The 17063-nt window shown below is 52.6% G+C and carries 14 protein-coding genes; 6 read left to right on the top strand and 8 right to left on the bottom strand.

Going from position 1 to position 17063, the window contains the following annotated elements:
- Position 1 precedes the first annotated feature (1 nt).
- Positions 2 to 508 (top strand): STAS domain-containing protein, encoded by a 507-nt coding sequence (locus tag AAGJ81_14970; protein ID MEM0967447.1) that lies wholly within the window; start codon positions 2 to 4, stop codon positions 506 to 508.
- A 57-nt stretch (positions 509 to 565) separates the two neighbouring features.
- Here the strand turns inward: AAGJ81_14970 and AAGJ81_14965 are convergent, their stop codons facing one another.
- The 7 genes from AAGJ81_14965 to AAGJ81_14935 form a co-directional block, all read right to left on the bottom strand.
- Positions 566 to 1810, bottom strand: a complete 1245-nt coding sequence (locus tag AAGJ81_14965) for a type II secretion system F family protein (protein ID MEM0967446.1) — start codon at positions 1808 to 1810, stop codon at positions 566 to 568.
- A 61-nt stretch (positions 1811 to 1871) separates the two neighbouring features.
- Positions 1872 to 3563, bottom strand: a complete 1692-nt coding sequence (locus tag AAGJ81_14960) for an ATPase, T2SS/T4P/T4SS family (GenBank protein MEM0967445.1) — start codon at positions 3561 to 3563, stop codon at positions 1872 to 1874.
- 6 nt (positions 3564 to 3569) lie between these two features.
- Entirely contained in the window at positions 3570 to 4643 is a 1074-nt protein-coding gene (locus AAGJ81_14955; protein MEM0967444.1) for a type IV pilus twitching motility protein PilT, read from the bottom strand.
- A 3-nt stretch (positions 4644 to 4646) separates the two neighbouring features.
- Positions 4647 to 6398, bottom strand: a complete 1752-nt coding sequence (locus tag AAGJ81_14950) for an ATPase, T2SS/T4P/T4SS family (GenBank protein ID MEM0967443.1) — start codon at positions 6396 to 6398, stop codon at positions 4647 to 4649.
- 149 nt (positions 6399 to 6547) lie between these two features.
- A complete protein-coding gene (rho, locus tag AAGJ81_14945; GenBank protein ID MEM0967442.1) occupies positions 6548 to 8398 on the bottom strand; it encodes a transcription termination factor Rho in 1851 nt (616 codons plus the stop codon).
- Complete coding sequence (gene coaE / locus AAGJ81_14940) at positions 8395 to 8997, bottom strand: dephospho-CoA kinase (GenBank protein ID MEM0967441.1); 603 nt, start codon at positions 8995 to 8997, stop codon at positions 8395 to 8397. The genes rho and coaE overlap by 4 nt, the downstream gene beginning before the upstream one ends.
- 75 nt (positions 8998 to 9072) lie before the next feature.
- On the bottom strand, positions 9073 to 10731 hold the full coding sequence (locus AAGJ81_14935) for a choice-of-anchor Q domain-containing protein (protein ID MEM0967440.1): 1659 nt from the start codon (positions 10729 to 10731) through the stop codon (positions 9073 to 9075).
- Positions 10732 to 10924: 193 nt separating this feature from the next.
- Here AAGJ81_14935 and AAGJ81_14930 point away from each other — a divergent pair, with 193 nt between their 5' ends.
- The 5 genes from AAGJ81_14930 (at position 10925) to AAGJ81_14910 (ending at position 15357) form a co-directional block, all read left to right on the top strand.
- A complete protein-coding gene (locus AAGJ81_14930; protein MEM0967439.1) occupies positions 10925 to 11965 on the top strand; it encodes a helix-turn-helix domain-containing protein in 1041 nt (346 codons plus the stop codon).
- Positions 11966 to 12535: 570 nt separating this feature from the next.
- Positions 12536 to 12937 (top strand): hypothetical protein, encoded by a 402-nt coding sequence (locus AAGJ81_14925; GenBank protein MEM0967438.1) that lies wholly within the window; start codon positions 12536 to 12538, stop codon positions 12935 to 12937.
- A gap of 15 nt (positions 12938 to 12952) precedes the next feature.
- Entirely contained in the window at positions 12953 to 14062 is a 1110-nt protein-coding gene (mnmA, locus tag AAGJ81_14920) for a tRNA 2-thiouridine(34) synthase MnmA (GenBank protein ID MEM0967437.1), read from the top strand.
- A complete protein-coding gene (lgt, locus tag AAGJ81_14915; GenBank protein ID MEM0967436.1) occupies positions 14059 to 14892 on the top strand; it encodes a prolipoprotein diacylglyceryl transferase in 834 nt (277 codons plus the stop codon). Before mnmA ends, lgt begins: the two co-directional genes overlap by 4 nt.
- Before the next feature lie 51 nt (positions 14893 to 14943).
- Positions 14944 to 15357 (top strand): hypothetical protein, encoded by a 414-nt coding sequence (locus AAGJ81_14910; protein ID MEM0967435.1) that lies wholly within the window; start codon positions 14944 to 14946, stop codon positions 15355 to 15357.
- Between the two features lie 97 nt (positions 15358 to 15454).
- Here AAGJ81_14910 and AAGJ81_14905 read toward each other — a convergent pair whose 3' ends face one another.
- Positions 15455 to 16759 carry a hypothetical protein gene (locus AAGJ81_14905; protein ID MEM0967434.1) on the bottom strand — a complete coding sequence of 435 codons (1305 nt, stop codon included), beginning with the start codon at positions 16757 to 16759 and terminating at the stop codon, positions 15455 to 15457.
- Positions 16760 to 17063: the final 304 nt, after the last annotated feature.

The raw sequence follows: 17063 nt of genomic DNA, 5'->3' as shown, positions 1-17063 counted from the left end.
CATGGCAGAAAAGGATCAGCCTGTTTTCACGGTCGATGTGAGTGGCGATCCGGTTGTCCTGAAAATCAATGGTCGAGCCAGCTACCTCACTAGTGGTCCTGTTGGGAGTCTGTTCTCTCTTCTAATAAAAGAAGGAAAACGGCATTTCATAGTCGATTTTGGGGGATGTTCTGGAATGGACAGTACCTTTCTAGGTCTTTTGGCAGGTGCGGCCCTGCGGCTCCAGCGGAAGACATCCGATGGCACCATGGAGTTGTGGCGCCTCAATGCAAGGAATCGTGAACTCGTCAACGATCTTGGCCTCGATCGGCTGTTGACGATTCGAACCGAACCAGATCCCCAACATGGGGTGGAAGGGGACTTCGAAACTCTCAAAAGTGCCAACGTGGGGACTGATTCGATGCTGGAGGCACATCAGGACCTTGTAAAAGCGGACGAATCAAACGCAGAGAAATTCGAAGATGTGATCCAGTACCTCGAAAGGGAGAGGAACAAAAACCCAAAATAGGGAACAAACAGCGCTGATGTAAGGTCGCGAGAAATCGCGACCAGCATCACCGATACTTTAGACGCTCAACGTCTCGATAATCTTGATGATCGGCATAAACAGCGCGATCACAATGAAGCCAACCACGACCGCCAAAAATACGATCATCACCGGCTCAATAATCGACGTGATTCCGTTCACCGCATTGTCTACATCCTCGTCGTAGTTGTCAGCAACGCGAGTAAGCATCTCATCAAGCTCACCTGTCTCCTCGCCGACTTCCACCATACTAGTGACCATTGTCGGGAAAACCTTCTCGTTACTCATTGGCGCAGCAACGGACTCACCATCTCTGACTTGATCGTGGATCCTCCCAATGGCGTCGGAAAAATAACGGTTTGATACAATCTCACGAGTGATCACCAAGGCATCCAGAATCGGAACACCACTCGAAAGAAGCGTGCCGAAGGTGCGAGTGAACCGGGCGATGTTCGCCTTTCCTAAGAGATCTCCAATCTTCGGAAGCTTGTATACAAATAGGTCCTTTGCTCTTCCCCCTGCTGAAGTCTTCACCAAAACACGGAACAGAACGATCAGAACTGCCAAACCACCGAGAACTACCCATAGGTTGTCCTGAATAAATCGACTCGTTCCGATGACGATTTGAGTTACACCAGGCAGAGCCGCACCCCTCAACATTTCCTGAAAGATCTGCTCAAATTTGGGAACCACAACCACCATCAACAGGACAACGATAACAATTGCTACGAAGACGACGACCGAAGGGTAAATCATCGCAGACTTCACCTTCTTCTTGAGACGTAGGGACTTCTCCATGAAGCCTGCTAGCCGATCCAAGACCGTTTCAAGGACACCGCCAGCCTCACCAGCACGGACCATATTCACGTAGAGTTTGTCGAAGATCTTCGGAAACTGGGTCAGCCCATCGGAAAACGAATTACCTGCCCGAACATTCTCCGCGAGGCTGGAAATTATTCCCGCGAGTTTCGGGTTCTTTTCCTGCCTTTCCATCACGTCCAGTGCCCGCAAAAGCGGAACCCCAGAACGTAGCAGAGTAGCCAGTTGACGAGTAAAAAGAGTAAGCTCTTCAGAATTCACTCTTCCGAAAAGCCCCGCTTTTTTCTTACTTCCCGCAGTAGCCTTAGAGCCTTTTTTCCCTTTTCCCTGCGCTTCGACAACCTCGGTTGGCATCAAGCCCATTCCCGTGAGTTGGTTGTTGGCATCTGCTGCACTGGCAGCACTTACATTTCCACGGCGTTCCTTACCGTTTCCGTCGATAGCTTTGTAGGAGAATTGGGGCATAGTTCAGTTAAAGGTTACCTTTTGCAGAGAGAGGAGAGACTAATTCCGGGGTTTTCTTGGATCAAGTGTATTTTAGAACCTCTTCAATCGTGGTAAGGCCGTCAAAAATCGCGCGCAGCCCATCTTCCCGCAAGCTCCGCATGCCTTGTTCAAGAGCTTTTTGGCGCACTACCAAAGTAGGCGAGCGCTTGTTGATTAGCTCCCGCAACGGGTCGGTGACCATGATCATTTCAAAGAGTCCGATTCGGCCAGCATAACCCGTGTCATTACACTGCGGACAACCGCTCCCAAAGAAGAAGCTCTTGTCACCCACCTCGAGCGGATCCACGCCAAGATGATCAATCATTTCACTGTCCGGCTCGTATTCCTGGCGGCAATGGCGACAGATTCTTCGCACCAGTCTTTGCGCCAAAACTGCCTCCAGAGAAGAGGAAATGAGAAACGGCTCGAGACCCATATCGACTAAGCGGGTGACGGCTCCAGCAGAGTCATTCGTGTGAAGTGTGCTCAGGACGACGTGACCGGTCAAAGAGGCCTGAACAGCAATCTGGGCAGTCTCAATATCCCGGATTTCTCCAACCATAATCTTGTCCGGGTCCTGCCGAAGGAACGAACGGAGTGCCTTTGCGAAATCGAGCCCGACTTGGTGATTCACGGCGACCTGCATAATCCCATCAATCTCATATTCGATTGGGTCTTCCGCAGTCAGGATCTTTGTGTCGATCTTGTTGATCTCCCGCAAGGCACTATAAAGAGTAGTTGTCTTTCCACTGCCGGTCGGACCCGTTACAATGAAAATACCATTGGGAAGCCGAACCGTGTAGCGAATGTTCTCGAGAATGTCATCCGGGAGGGAGAGCGACTCCAAATCAAGGTTCACGACCGATTTGTCCAACACTCGCAAAACGACACTCTCACCGAATTGAGTCGGTAAAGTCGAGACTCTAAGGTCGACCGGCCGACCGGCAATGGTCATCTTGATTCTTCCATCCTGCGGAATTCTCTTTTCGGCAATGTTGAGGTTGGCGACCACCTTGATTCGGGAGATCACCGGAATCGCCAACTTTTTCGGAGGAGGAGACATCTCGTAGAGAGCCCCATCGATTCGATAGCGAATCCGAAACTGGTCTTCAAAAGGCTCAAAGTGAATATCCGATGCCTTGTCCTTAATCGCTTGCTGCAGCACCAAATTCACAAAGCGGATGATCGGCGTCTGGTTCGCAAGCTGACTAAGGTCGTCGTCCGAGATGTCATCATCGACGTCCTCAATTGAATCTTCATCAAGTTCTCCAAGGAGGTCATCAATTGAAGAATCGCCCTGACCGTAGGTCTCAACCAAAAGCTCTTCGATACCCGGAGGATCCGCAACGACTAGGTTGATGTCCTTGTTCAGGGTGAAAGTCAGGTCATCAACTATGCTGAAATTGAGCGGATCGACCGCGAGAAGATCAATGGAGGTGTCGTCGAACCGGAGAGGCACTACTCCATACATTCGCGCAAGGTTCGGCCTTACCTGCTTTGCAACATCTTCTTCAACCATTTTTGGAAGATCATCGAGGTACTGATGCCCAAGATAATCTGCCAGATTTTCGAGAATCTGCTTCTCGGTCAGAAATTCTGAGTCGATCAGCACTTCCGCCAGAGCTTTTCCTGTTCCGTGGGTCTCATCAAAAGCGGCCACCAGTTGATCGTGTGGAACCAACTCCCGCTCTTTCAGCAAATCGTAAATCGTATCGTTGTGGTCTTCAAACATGGGGCCTTATACATTAAATCCGTTCTCTGCTAATTTCTCCCGCATACTATGGGGTTTCTGGGCCTTTCCCAGCGCTTCTAAGGGTTCGATTAAACCTTGGTTCACGAGAGCCTGCAAATGCACATCAAGGGAGATCATCCCGAGCCTTCCTCCAGTCTGGATGTCCGAGTCTATCCGAAACGTCTTATTCTCCCGGATCTGCTGCGCGATCGAGGTGGTATTCACCATAATTTCCAGTCCGGCGACGTGCCCACCACCAATTTTCTTGCAAAGCACTTGAGAAATTACGGCCACTATCGATGAAGCCAGCTGGGTGCGAATCTGGTCCTTTGTCGAAGCCGGAAAAGCGTCCACAATCCGATCCACCGTGCGGGCTGCGCCTGTTGTGTGAAGGGTTCCAAAGACCAAGTGCCCAGTCTCAGCGGCAGTGACGGCTGCCTGAATTGTCTCTAAATCCCTCATCTCACCGACCAGGATCACATCTGGATCCTGCCGCAGTGCCGCTCGAATCGCATCGGCAAAGTTGTCTACGTCATGGCCCAACTCGCGCTGGGTAAGGATGCAATTCTGGTGAGGGTGGAAATACTCGATTGGATCCTCGATCGTAACAATGTGACCGTCCCGATGACGATTAATCCAATCCACCATAGAGGCGAGAGTTGTCGATTTTCCTGAACCCGTCGGGCCAGTAACCAGGATCAACCCTCGAGGCCGGTTCAACAACTCCACAACCTGCCGTGGAATACCAATATCCGGAAGGCTAAAGAGGTCCGAGGGGATCTGTCTGAGAACCATTCCGACATTCCCGCGCGCTCGGAATACGTTTACCCGAAAGCGGCAGGAGTTTTTGTAAGCAAATCCGAAGTCAGCCTGCCCAACGCTTTTCAACCTCTGCTGGATTTCATCGGATGAGATTGCCATCGCCAATTGTTCGGTGTCTTCAGGGGATAGATCAGGCCCTTCCACTGGATTCATTCCCCAGCTCCCCCGGAGAGATGGAGGACGTCCCACATGGATGTGAAGATCCGAGGCACCCTCAGATACCGTTAGCTCCAACAGGTCGTTGAGTTCGTAACCCATCCCCTACTCGCTTGCCGCAACCGTCGACTTCAAAACCTCTTCGCAGGTCGTCATTCCCGCCATGATTTTCCGGATCCCGTCTTCGCGCATCGACCGCATTCCAAGATCACGGGCCTTCTTGCGCATCTCCACCAAAGTTCTCTCCTCGTAGATCATTTGAGCAATCTCGTCGTTCACCGCAAACAGCTCGAAAACTCCGAACCGACCCCGATAGCCAGTCCCCGAGCAGGTCGCACAGCCCTCGCCCTTCATAAAGTTACCATCCTGCACCTCGTCAGCACGGATTCCCACCGCATCCAGTTCCTTCTTCTCAGGGACATATTCTGCCTTGCATTTCAGACAGATTTTGCGGACCAGGCGCTGCGCCATAGCCGCGCGGAGAGCTGCCGAAACCAAGAACGGTTTTACTCCAATGTCTACAAGACGTGTAATTGCACTGGGTGCGTCGTTCGTGTGCAGCGTGCTGAACACCATGTGACCCGTGAGTGATGCATTGATCGCGATCTCAGCAGTTTCCTTATCCCGAATCTCGCCCACCATAATGATGTTTGGCGCCTGCCGGAGCATCGCACGAAGCGCTGAGGTAAAGTCCATCCCAACTTCCCTACGCACTTGGACCTGATTGATTCCCGCCATCTCATACTCGACCGGGTCTTCAACAGTGATGATCTTTCGATCCGGCTGGTTGATGTAATTCAGCGCTGAATAGAGAGTCGTCGATTTTCCAGACCCTGTCGGTCCAGTGACCAGAAAAACTCCATCCGGCATGGCGATGATACGCTCGAACACTGCCTGATCGTCCGAAAAGAAACCGAGTTCAGGAAGTCCGAGCTTCAGGCCCTCCTTATCAAGAATCCGCATGACGATGCTCTCGCCAAAAGCGGTCGGCAAGACGGATACCCGCAAGTCAATGTCTTTGCCTCCAGCAGTCGCGGAAATACGGCCGTCCTGAGGGATGCGTTTCTCCGCAATGCTCACGTTCGCCATGAGCTTGATCCGAGAAAGAATCGCGGGCTGCAAACGTTTGGGTGGCCCCTCCACTTCATGGAGGACTCCATCGATCCGGTAGCGGACTCGAAACTGTTTCTCGAGCGGCTCGAGATGAATATCAGAAGACCGCCGTTTAAGAGCCTCGGATATCAACATCTGGACGTAACGAATGATCGGCCCATCCTCCGCACTTCCACTCTCAAGTCCCTCGATATTGAGACCATCGGCTACTTCGCTTAGCTGGGCGTCCTCTTCATCTGCATCCAGATTGGAAATAAAGGAAGCCATTTCCGACGTGTCTTCCTCACCATAGTTACTTGCAATTGCCTTCTCAATCGCATCGACGGTGGCAATGTAGGGCGTAACGGTTTTGCGAAGATATTGAGCAATGTTGTCCGTAACGTCGACATCCAGTGGATCGCTAATGGCGAGCTTCACCTCGGAATCATCGATCTCCAGTGGAAATACGTTGTATCGCCGTGCAAGTGAACCCGGGAGCTTCTTCAGAGTGTCTTCATCGATCCGGGTATCGTCCAAGTCGACCAATTCCATGTTGAAGGAATCAGCCAGCGTTTCCGCAATTTGATCTCCCGTCGTATATCCACGATCGATCAACAACTGGAGAGCAAGAGAGTTCTCGTCAGTGTCACCCTCCTGGTCTTCCACGTTGGCGCGGACCTCACCCAAAGCGGCGTCGATATCCTCTTCGGTAATAATTTCTCTCTCAGCAAGGAGCTGAAGAACGTAGTCGTCTGCAGAAGTCACAATAAGGGTAGAGGGATGATTTTGGTTACAATCGGGTGCTACAGCTAAGACACCACCTCATTGCAAAAGTCCGACAACGTCAACTCTCTGCTGCTAACGATCCCAAACGACGAAAAGTAAAATTTACAAATCCGTAAGGCGCGTGCCAGCTACCGGCTGAGGGTCATCAGAAACTCGGCGTTGCTACGCGTCTTCTTAACCCGCGTGATCAACATTTCCATTGCCTCGATTGGCGGCACACCCTTTGTCGCCCTTCGGAGAGAATAAACTTTCATCATCTCATCCGGATGATAGAGGAGTTCTTCTTTTCTCGTCCCACTCCGATCCATTGCAAGAGCCGGGAAAATTCGCTTATCCACTAGACCCCGATCCAAGTGCAGTTCCATGTTACCGGTGCCCTTGAACTCCTCGAAGATCACCTCGTCCATCTTACTGCCCGTTTCCACCAGCGCAGTGCCCATGATCGTTATGCTACCGCCGTCCTCAATGTTACGCGCTGACCCAAAAAAGCGTTTTGGCTTCTGCAAAGCATTGGCCTCAACCCCCCCGGAAAGAATCTTACCGCTATTCGGCATCAGCGTATTGTAGGCCCTCGCCAATCGGGTAATCGAATCGAGGAGGATCACGACGTCCCGTCCCACCTCGACCATCCGGCGCGCCTTTTCAATCACCATTTCGGCGGCGTGTACGTGACTGCCCGCGGTCTCGTCAAAAGTCGAACTGATCACCTCACCTTTTACCCGCCTGCGAAAGTCCGTCACTTCCTCGGGCCGCTCGTCGATGAGGAGGACGATCAGGTGCGCCTCGGGATAGTTGAGCTGAACCGAGTTGGCGACTCCCTGAAGAAGGACCGTTTTTCCGGTTCTGGGTGGTGCGACAATCAGACCACGCTGACCAAAACCGATGGGGGTAATCAAATCGACCACCCTCATCGAGAGGTTGTTTTCCGGGTCCTCGTCGGAGTTCTCCAAGAGGATGCGATCCAACGGGTAATAGGGAGTCAGTTCCGTAAAAGGGGTGAGCTTTTCGAGGTCTTCAATCGCTCCGCCCATGACCGACTTCACTCGAAGGGCAATAGGGCAAGACTCCCCTTCACGAGGAGCCTGAACCAAGACCTCCACGGTGTGGCCTCTTTGCAAACCGTGGTGCTCGATAAGAGCCTCGCTCACAAAAGGACAAAGCGGTTTGAGTCGATAACTGTCTTCCGCAAAAACCACCATCCCAAAGCCCTCGTCAAGGACTTCAAGACACCCCTCAACCAAAATTGGCTGTCGTTCCTGCTCAAACTTCTTGAGCATCTTTTCGAGGATCTGAGGCCGCGCTGGAGCATTCTCCAAATCAAGCTCCATCTCCCTTCCCCGCTCTCTAAGCTCCTGAAGAGGGAGGTCGTAGAACGGATTGAATGCGATGGCGTCTTTCTCGGTGTCAAACAATTGGGTAAACGACTCTTCTAAGGAGGCGTGCCGCTGCAAAAGCTCGTCGTTCGCTAGCTGTCCAAGCTCAAGGTGAGGATCGACCTCAACGGGAACCTCGCCTGCTGTAAAAGGAGTGTGGCGCCTCGCTGCACCTCCAGGACGCTCTGCCTTGCCTCGTTTCTTCTTTTTCCGGTTGTTCCGGGGATTGCCTCCATTGTTTCCCTGTCGGTTGCCATCGTTCCCCCGCGATTGTTGGCGGAAGTGAGAAGGGCCTCCCCTATCGGACTCCTTCCGCTCTTCTTCCCCTGCAACACCAACCGGCGGCTGATCCGAATCGGAGGAATAGACCAAACCTCCACCGTTCTCGTCGCTCGAGCCCCCATCGAAGGACGAACTCTCTTCAGACCCTGTTTTTTCATTCCGCTCTGCACTGTCGGCCTCAGGGAAAGATTCGGACTCTTCCTTCTCCGCTTTGGGAGCCGCTGCCTTTTTGCGCGCCCGTTTCACGACCTTTTTCGCAGGGGTTACGGTTTCTTCTGCAACCGGGGTCACCGGTTGATCCATTTCGGTTAATTCTTCACTCATAGGGAAGGCCTTGTCTGTAAGCGTAACTGTTCCGACAAGGAGATGACTTGTTTTTCAAGAAAAGTTAGAGTTCCACAGTTGGAGAGGACATGATGGGCTCGAGATTCTTTCTCAAACGCAGGGAGTTGCCGAAGTTTCCGAGCCTCAATGTCATCGGCGGTAAGCCCTTTCGCCAAAAGACGTTCGAGCTGGAGATTCTCCGGACAAGAAACAGAAACCACAAAATCAAAGTGGGAAGCAAGGCTTTTCTCAAAGAGTAGCGGGATTTCGACGACTGTTTCGAGATCTTCAGACTTTTCCGTTATTGAAAGCCACCTCTCCCGAACGCGTGGGTGAAGGACCGATTCCAACCACTCCAGCTCTTGAGGATCACTAAAAACGATCCCCGCGAGGCTCTTCCGTTTCAATCTCCCACCACTATCGAAAATACCAGAACCCCACCTTTCGCGGATCACCTGTTTCATCTCCGACCTCTCCAATTCTTCACGGGCCAGGTCATCCGTTCGGACCGTAATCCAACCCTCATTCGCGAAAAAGGAAAGCGTAGTCGACTTTCCTGAGCCGATGGTTCCGGTAAGCCCGAGCCGAATGCCTTTCATCCCACCATCGCTAGGGAATGGTGGACGGTTTGGCGAGAGTCAAAGAAACGGACCTCGCCCCCCTGCGTCCTATCTTTACCTGTACCTTCTCCGCCGCCGTGTCACGACCAGCAACGCGGCGATACCAACGAACAGGCTGGTCGCCGACAGCTCGGGAACGGCACCGAACTCGTAAGCACCGATGTCGTCGGCGGAGCCACCCGGTCGGAAAAACCCGCGCTGGTCGGTGGGCAGGTTGGTCGATCCGGCGTCAATAGCCTCGCTAAACACTCCGAGGGCGTGGGTGAAGGTCGGTCCGCCATTGGCGGCAAGGGCGTCGAGGTCGGCGAAAGCATTGAACTGGTCCCCGATTGAAGCGACGATACCTCCACCGTCATCATCAAAGAGGTTGTAGCCGAGCGATTCTACCGGGCCGCTGATGTTATCGGGGGTTCCGCTATTGAGGTTGTCGCTGAAGATGGAATTCTCTACTTCGAAGGTATTATCGGCACCTTGACTGAAACGCAGACCGGCTCCTCCTCCTCCTGAGTTGTTGAAAGCTATGGTGCTGCTGGTGATTTCACCCGAAACTTCCTCACCTAGAGCGATACCGCCACCCCCACCAGAACTGGTATTGCCGCTAATCGTGCTGTTTTCAATGGTGATATCGGTTGCGCGGACTCCTTGAATACCGCCCCCAGTAGTATCCGTTGCCTCGTTGTTGCTGATGGTCGTTTGGGTGATGGTAAGCTCGCCCCCGTCAATCGCAATACCGCCACCGGTTCTGGCCTCATTTCCATCCACAGTCGTGCGTTCGAGGGTCACTTCGGTGTCGACGTTCTGCATTTGCAAACCACCAGCAGATCCATTTGAGGTATTTTCGTTGATTTCGCTGTCGGATATAGTGACATCTGCCTCGCCAAAAACAATGAGCCCACCCCCATCTTCGTCCAGGGTTTGTGCTTCGTTGGAGTTGATCGACGAATTCGTGATGGTGACCGTCGCTCCGTTGATACGCAGACCACCGCCAGCCCGTTCTCCAACGTTATCCGATATGTCCGAGTTGTCGATGCTCACGACACCTCCGGACAGTGACAATCCACCGCCGATCCCTGTAGCTAGATTACCCGTGTTGATCGATGTGTTGTTAGTAACTTGCGAGCCAATCAAGTTAAGATTAGCACTTGACGTCGTAATCGCACCTCCCTGAAGGCTGCTGTTGCCCGTAAATGTGCTGCTATTGATGGTTCCGGTTCCGCCGCCCTGCAAGCGAATGGCCCCTCCAGTGAGGCCCGAGTTTCCAATGAAAGTACTGCCAGAGATATTCAGATCACCTCCCTCAACGCGAATCGCACCCCCACTAGTTGAAGAAGTGGTGACGTTTGTCGCGGTAAAGTTCTGAATCGTCAAACCCGATAGCGAGAGGGTGCCTCCGGTCTGGAGAAAGGCCCGGTCTCCGGCCGAGGTCCCGTCGAAGGTAACGCCAAAGCCGTTGCTGCTGATGGAGATATCGCTGGTGATCGTGGGCAGGATGCTCCCGAAGTTGATCGTCCCGCCGACTCCAAAATTAATGGTATCCGAACCAGCAGACGACTCAGCCTGCGTGATCGCATCACGCAAGGACCCGGCACCGCTATCGAATAGGTTCGTTACGTTGAAAACATTGGCCCGCGCCGTCAAAGACAGGCAAACCAAGAAAGCAGTCAGGACTGCCAAAAGGCGTGAAACAAAAAGATTTTTATTAATTTTCATCATCCTGCACCCTCGTATTTTGCCAAATTTCCGCCGTGCTTCGCAATTGTTCGGAGTCCCAAAATCCATTGTTCGAGAGTCCCAGCCCGAGACGAATTGGAGGATTAATCAGCCCCGGTTTGACTTCCTGATTTTTCCTGAATCAACGTCCGACTATTGCTTTTTCACCGTGAGCAAGTAGCCGTGCTAATTGTCCATGAAAGACTCTCGCCCATCCGAGCTCAAAAAACTTCCGGTGGTCCAATTGGACACTCGGAACGATGCCGAGCTAGATGGCTTCGAGACTTGGCACGACTTTTGCCGACCTGTCTTCGATACGAAACGGGAGAAAAAATCGGCCGATTACCATACCGGCGTCCGGTTTTGCGAAATGGAAGGGTTGGTCTTTGGCGAGACCCATTACGGCGCCGCTCGTTTCGAAAGGAGCGCCGCGCATTTGCGTGGAGGAGAATTCGATCACTTGGCGCTGCACTTCGTCCAGCGGGGACAGGAAGTGGGAAGCATCAACGGAGCCGATACGCGGATTTCCCCGGATCGAGTGGTTTTGCAGGACTGGGCTCATCCCTTTGCGAGAACTTCGACGGAGGTGCATCAACTGTCCGTCATTATCCCCCGCGACCGCGTGCAGCTGAGTGATGTCCTCTACAAACGCGCTCCGGTGCATGAATGGAACATCGGCTCTGCCGGTGGGCGCCTTCTCTCTCACTCGCTGCGCGCGATCTGCGGTGGAATGGATGAATTTTCAGTCCAAGACAGCCCGAAGATTGCGAATGCGTTCGCCGCCTTGCTGAACAATCTGCTCGAATCCGATCTGAAAGGACAGCCCGGCTCAGCGGAAATGGGTCTCCCTGCCATTCACGAATTCCTACAAAGAAACCTGCAACGGCCGAGTCTCGGCTTGGAAGACGTGCAGCGAGCCTTCGGCCTTTCCAGATCCTCCGCCTACCGCCTGTTTCAGAAGGAAGGCGGCATCCACAAATTTATCCAAAATGAACGTCTCGCGGCCTGCTACCGAGAACTTTTGAAGTCGGAGAGCGCTTCCAAATCCATCCGCTGGATTTGCGAGCGCTGGGGATTTCGTGATTTGCCCCACTTTTACCGAAGCTTTCGCAAACGCTACGGAATCACACCGAGCGAAGTCCGGGAGCAAGCCGGGCACAGAGCCGATTCACGGCATTCCCGCTTGCCCAAGCACTCACTCTCCGTCGCCACTTTCCATCAATGGATCGGAGCCTGATCCAGGGCGTTTTGGCCATCTCTCCGATTGTTGCTGCCAATTTTTCCCTGATCGAAGATCAGCCAAGAATACGACGCAATTTTGAAAGACCTTGGCTTGGAACTCACCACTGTTTCAACAGACGCGGCTTGCGAGGCCGGTCGCACCTTTCGCGAGGCCGGTGGCCCGCGAGATAGGACCAGAGGAAATCCTCCGCGCAAGGCATGTGGTTGGCCAGATCCAGAAGCAACTTCTCTCGTGCCAAAACATCGGTTCGTACCGTCCGCCAACCCTGCCTTGCGAATAACGACAGCGCGGTGGATTTCCCTAAACCGATGGTTCCGGTAAGCCCCAGTCGAATGCCTTTCATTGAGCATGATTTAGTCTCCGGCCTTAGCGATTGGCGAGCGCCAAACAACAGCGGAGATTATCGCGTTCATTAGCTCCCATTTTTTCCCTCCCATTTGCTGCGGGAAACTCTGGATCGAAGAATAAATTTCGTGCCTAGGCGACTGAATCTGCTTCCGTTCTCCGGAATTGGAAGTCAAACTGCTTACGTCGATCTGGTCATATCTAAAACTCAATCAAACCATGTCAGCAGCGAAAAAAACCACGAAGAAAGTCGCTAAGAAAACTACTAAAAAAGTAGCCAAAAAGGCGGCCAAGAAAGTCACTAAAAAAGCGGTGAAAAAATCTGCCACGAAAAAAGCCGTTGCTAAGTCCTCATCGAAGGTTCCTCTCACAAGGATTCTCGCTCGGGTAGACGTGCGTTATGGTAACGTGCTTTACATCAGAGGCGAGGGAGGAGGCCTCAGCTGGAATGAGGGTGTTCCTATGGAAAACGTCAGCTCGGACGAGTGGAAATGGGAGTCTGCCGAGGCCGATAGTGGAATTGTCTTCAAGTTTCTCGTGAATGATGAGATCTGGGCTAATGGCGAGGATCATACCGTTGCCGCCGGTGCCACTTCCATCTCGACACCCAGTTTCTATTAGGACTCTACTCAGGGTCTGAGACCCGACCCAAAAGACACTATTCGCGTCCTCGTTGCCCTTTCCGGCGGCGTCGACAGCTCGGTTGCGGCTGCACTACTTTTGGAAAACGGCTTTTCTGTCGAAGGTGCCTATATCCGTACTTGGCACGATGAGAATGAGCTCGGCGAGTGCCCTGCAGCTCAGGATATCGAAGATGCAAGGGCTGCGGCTGATCACCTTGGAATTCCGTTCCGGATCGTCAACTTGGTCCATGATTACAGGGAGAGAGTCGTCAGCTACCTCGTCGAAGGCTATCGCCGTGGCGTGACACCGAATCCCGACGTGATGTGCAATCGGGAAATGAAGTTCGGAGTCTTTCGTGACGTTGCCCGAAACCAAGGTTTCGCACACGTTGCAACCGGGCATTATTGTCGGTCTATGAAAGCGGGAACCAGAACCCAAATCTTTGAAGGGAAAGATAAGAATAAGGACCAGTCCTACTTTCTCGCGATGACCCGGGCGGAAGACCTAGCCGACGTTTACTTTCCTGTCGGAAACCTCAAGAAATCCGAAGTCCGTGAGAAGGCCAAAGAGCTTGGGCTTCCCAACGCAGGCAAGAAAGACAGCCAGGGCATCTGTTTTCTGGGAAAAGTGAAGATCGATGAGTTTTTGGCGAATTTTATACCTGACAATCCTGGACCGATCGTTGACACCGAAGGCGCCCTCAAAGGTGAACACAAGGGCCTGCATCGATTCACGATCGGGCAAAGAAAAGGGATTGGAGTTCCATCGAACACGGACAACCGCGCCTTCGTCGTCGTCGCAAAAGATCTGGAGAAGAACCAGCTCGTTGTTGGATTCGACGAACCGAACACTCCCCTCCTCTACCAAACCGGAGCCGTGATCAAAAATCTGAACTGGATCGGAGAACCGGTTGAGGATGGCGAGGAACTCACTGCGAAACCACGATACCGGGATCCAGCACAGAAGATCAAAATTCTCTCTACGGCCAATGACTCTGTAGAAGTTCAGTTTGCCGATGCCCAGCGCGCACTAGCCCTCGGACAGATCCTCGCCTTTTACCGAGGAGACCAACTCATTGGCGGAGGCACCTACGAAGCCGTTAGCCATCAATCCGATCAATGACTTTTCCACACTCAGTCGCCCAGTGGGTCCACGATCTAAGTCCCTTCCTCATCGAGTTTCCGGAGGGATTTCCGATCCAGGGCATTCGCTATTACGGGCTGGCCTACCTTCTCGGTTTCATCGGTGGGATTGGGCTACTCATTTACTACCGCCGCAAGATCAGATCCCCGCTGAAGAAGGGAGAAGAGCTCGACCTGCTCACCTACCTTCTCGTCGGAGTCGTCCTGGGTGGCCGCCTCGGCTACGTCCTGCTCTATGACTGGGCTGAGTTCGTCCAGGATCCCCTGATTCTTTTCGCGGTCTGGCAAGGGGGGATGGCCAGCCATGGGGGAATGATCGGCGTCATCTTCGCCCTTCTTGTATTCGCAAAACGCCGCAACGTTCAGTTCCTATCGCTCACCGACCTGTGCGCCACCGTGGCCCCAATCGGTCTGGGTCTCGGGAGACTCGCCAACTTCATCAACGGCGAACTCTGGGGTCGGGTGACGACAGTCCAATGGGCCGTGATCTTTCCCGACAGCCCTCCGGATCCCATCACAGGCCTCCCCGAACCCCGACACCCCTCACAACTCTATCAAGCCCTCGGCGAAGGCCTCATCCTCTTCGCCTGGCTCCAGTGGCGTTTCTGGAAAAACCCAAACCTCTCTCCGGGAAGAATCAGTGCAGAATTCCTCATCGGCTACAGCGCCATTCGCCTCCTCACCGAATTCGTCCGCGAACCCGACGCTCCTCTCATCATCGGCCTAAGCAGAGGGCAGTTTTATTCCATTCCTCTTTTGTTGGGCGGAGCTTTCCTTCTGTGGTGGACGAAGCGAGGTGACTCGAAATGATCCTCCCAATTCACCCTCGCAATTTCGTCCTCCTTCATTTTCCTCCCCAATATGAGATCGCTTCTTATCCTTCTGTTCATCCCCATTTTCGCTTACGCCCAAGAGGATTCAGAGAAGGCGGTGGTCCAGCTTTCCGATCAGTTCATGGGTCTCGTCAAAGCAGAAGAGTACACGAAGGCATTCGCACTTCTACAGCCTCTTTGGCCTATTGAAGAGAGCACTTACAAGAACTTAGTCGAACAGACGAACGAACAGATGGGTAGTGTCAAAAACAGGTTTGGTGCCATAGTGGGAACGGAATACATCCGAACCGAAAAGGTAGGCGACTCGCTTTTGCGTCTGATCTATCTGCAAAAGTTCGAGAAATCCTCCCTGCGTTGGTCGATCACCTTTTACAATCCCTCGGGCGAATGGCTAGTCAACTCAGTCTCGTGGGACGACAAGGTGGGCACTCTTTTCGAGTAGCACCTCGATTCTGACCAATCACAGGCCAGTCTTGAGCCTTTTCCGCAGCTCTAAGAGAGTCCGCAGCATCCGGTAGAAAAGCCATTAGCAAATACGGTCAAAACCCGAATCGCGAATTCTTTCTGTCGCCTGCGTCTTTGAAGGACAGTTTCTTTTCGTAGCTGTGAAGAGCCAGTAAATTTTCCTCAAGTTCGGGATCGATAGTCCTTTCAACGGTCACCGGATACCAGCTTTGATGATTCAAAAAATTCTCAATCGCTGGATTATTCGTTTTGATTCCATAGAACTCGAGGATCACGTCGGCCACGTTCTTCCTCTGACGGGCTCCAAACGGTTCCGACAACCCCTTGTCCCATCTTTCCTGAAACAGCACTTGGCGATTCCGGTCACGCTCCGACGAATTTTCCAGCACTTCGGATATGATTCGGTTCGCGGACTCGCGGTCTTTCTCGTATTGCGATTGTATCCGGGCGAGAAGTATTTCCAGAGCTTCTGAATTCTTTGGCAAAATCGAGAAAACAAAGGAGACTTCGATATCCTCTGCTGCGGAAAACGGTTTTTCATGGAGAACGAAGCACTTTCCACTCTCATCCAATGCCCACTCGCCTCCGGAGAAGTTCAAATAGACTGCTCCCGAAGATAACACCGCGTACCTTGCGCGAATCTCTTCATTCATGAATTCTCTGGGTTTGTTGGGATCTTCCTCGAACGCTCCTCTCTCTTGCAAGTGCCGCAGAAATTCTTCGTGGTGAACGATGAAAGTGGCCTCCTCGATTTCCTCAGCCCAACTTTGTCCGGTTCGGGTTACGTAGGGATAAGACTGTACAAAAGCTCCTTCCAGGGTCGCCAAGTATGGGTTTTCGATGTAGTCGTTCTCAAAGTCACGAGGATCATTGCGTGTGCTCCAAGCACCAATATAGCCAAACAATTGATAGGAGACTTCCAGAGGAACGGTCGACCTTGGCGGAAACTCCATCTCCCAAATGAAAACAGAGCCAAACTCTCCCTGATCGCTCTCGGGAACGTATTCGGTCCGAAACACCGTATCTCCCGACTTTGCTGAAAATTCCCTTCGCTCCAAAATCCTGCGAGCCACTTTCTCTTCCAGAGGCCTTTGAGTATCTGTAATCAACGGGAACCCGATTTGCGCAGTGATGGTTTCGTCAGAGAGATTTTCGAGGATAAAGTAGCACCGATATTCGGCAACATCGCGATGCTTGCCGGAACCCGTCACCAACCCATCCGCCGGACGAAAACGAATCTCGACAATCTCTGATTTCATTTGGATTTGATCCGTATTGCCCAGCCGCAGCGTAGAACCACCGCCATCGAATATGCCTGCATTGGCCATCAGCTTTGACGGCAGCGCGAGTAGCAATGAGAGAAAAAGGAAGCGATTCACTGCTCAGCGAGTCCAGCAAGTTCTCCATATCCAGTCAAGCGCACCTACCCCAAGTAGGAGGCAACATAAAACACCTCGGATGATTCCATCTTCGTAGTGCCTCAAGCTCTTGACCGCCGTAGCTCGAAAAGAGACGAAGGTTGTAGGTGTGCTGCTGGCGGCTGATAACGTAGGATATTTTTCGCACTTTTGATTTGGAGGTGCTCAGGAAGGTTCAGATAAGGAACCAAGACAATGAGCGAGAAAGAGACAGAAGAGGAAGCGAAGGCTTCTGGGAACGAGAAGATCATCCGGCTCGATGAGG

The organism is Verrucomicrobiota bacterium (assembly GCA_038744685.1).
Classification (GTDB): Bacteria; Verrucomicrobiota; Verrucomicrobiia; order Opitutales; family Puniceicoccaceae; genus Puniceicoccus.
This window is presented reverse-complemented; position numbering and strand designations above follow the sequence as displayed.

Bases quoted from the DNA above. Each gene is read 5' to 3' on its own strand.
- AAGJ81_14970 (MEM0967447.1), top strand. From the start codon at position 2: ATGGCAGAAAAGGATCAGCCTGTTTTCACGGTCGATGTGAGTGGCGAT.
- AAGJ81_14960 (MEM0967445.1), bottom strand. From the start codon at position 3,563: ATGTTTGAAGACCACAACGATACGATTTACGATTTGCTGAAAGAGCGG.
- rho (MEM0967442.1), bottom strand. From the start codon at position 8,398: ATGAGTGAAGAATTAACCGAAATGGATCAACCGGTGACCCCGGTTGCA.
- AAGJ81_14955 (MEM0967444.1), bottom strand. From the start codon at position 4,643: ATGGGTTACGAACTCAACGACCTGTTGGAGCTAACGGTATCTGAGGGT.
- AAGJ81_14935 (MEM0967440.1), bottom strand. From the start codon at position 10,731: ATGATGAAAATTAATAAAAATCTTTTTGTTTCACGCCTTTTGGCAGTC.
- AAGJ81_14930 (MEM0967439.1), top strand. From the start codon at position 10,925: ATGAAAGACTCTCGCCCATCCGAGCTCAAAAAACTTCCGGTGGTCCAA.
- lgt (MEM0967436.1), top strand. From the start codon at position 14,059: ATGACTTTTCCACACTCAGTCGCCCAGTGGGTCCACGATCTAAGTCCC.
- AAGJ81_14910 (MEM0967435.1), top strand. From the start codon at position 14,944: ATGAGATCGCTTCTTATCCTTCTGTTCATCCCCATTTTCGCTTACGCC.
- AAGJ81_14925 (MEM0967438.1), top strand. From the start codon at position 12,536: ATGTCAGCAGCGAAAAAAACCACGAAGAAAGTCGCTAAGAAAACTACT.
- AAGJ81_14965 (MEM0967446.1), bottom strand. From the start codon at position 1,810: ATGCCCCAATTCTCCTACAAAGCTATCGACGGAAACGGTAAGGAACGC.
- coaE (MEM0967441.1), bottom strand. From the start codon at position 8,997: ATGAAAGGCATTCGGCTCGGGCTTACCGGAACCATCGGCTCAGGAAAG.